Raw genomic sequence first — 998 nt, forward strand, 5'->3', positions numbered from 1 at the left:
ACAAGTAAAGTGCAATAAGATCGCGATTGTTGGTATTGCAAACCAATACCCAGAAGCTGATACGCCAAAAGACTTTTGGCAAAACTTGCTGGATAAAAAAGATTCTCGAACCACATTAAGCGCTGAAAAGTTAGGAGCTAAACCTGAAAACTATCAGGGCGTGCAAGGTGAGTCAGACCGCTTTTACTGTGACAAAGGCGGTTACATCGAAAACTTCAATTTCGATAGCAATGGCTACCGCTTAACAGCAGAATCGTTCAACGGTGTTGACCAAAGTTTCCTATGGGCTTTGGATACCAGTCGTAAGGCGTTAGTCGACGCTGGCATTGATCTGAATGCCGATGTTTTAGAGCGCACAGGCGTGATCATGGGTGCCCTTTCGTTCCCAACCACACGTTCAAACGACCTGTTTCTACCGATTTATCACTCGGTGGTCGAGAAAGCATTTAAAGATAAATTAGCTAATGACCAATTTTCATTGCTACCAACCAATGAAACCGCGCAAGACCTCAACCCTATCAATGGTGCAGCGGCACACAACGCCTCTAAGTTAGTGGCTGATGCATTGGGTTTAGGTAACGTACAACTGAGTCTAGATGCCGCATGTGCAAGCTCTGTGTATTCATTGAAGTTAGCGTGTGATTACTTGAATACAGGCAAAGCCGACATGATGTTGGCAGGCGCGGTATCCGGTGCTGACCCATTCTTTATCAATATGGGTTTTTCGATCTTCCACGCTTACCCTGATCACGGTGTGTCGGTTCCGTTTGATAGCAACAGTAAAGGTCTGTTTGCTGGCGAAGGTGCGGGGGTTTTAGTCCTAAAACGCTTAGCTGATGCAGAGCGTGATGGCGACAATATTTACGCAGTCGTCAGCGGTATTGGCTTGTCGAACGATGGCCGAGGCCAGTTCGTATTAAGCCCAAACAGCAAAGGACAAGTCCAAGCCTTTGAACGCGCTTACGAGGCTTCGAACTTATCACCAGACAGCATTGAAG

Annotated in this window: 1 protein-coding gene; it reads left to right on the forward strand. The window is 46.6% G+C overall.

Going from position 1 to position 998, the window contains the following annotated elements; translation table 11 throughout:
- The coding region (locus AB4653_RS16305; RefSeq protein ID WP_372104735.1) for a polyketide synthase at positions 1-998 on the forward strand (998 nt) is incomplete at both ends.

This window comes from Vibrio sp. 10N.222.48.A3 (genome assembly GCF_041475345.1).
GTDB lineage: Bacteria > Pseudomonadota > Gammaproteobacteria > Enterobacterales > Vibrionaceae > Vibrio > Vibrio tasmaniensis_A.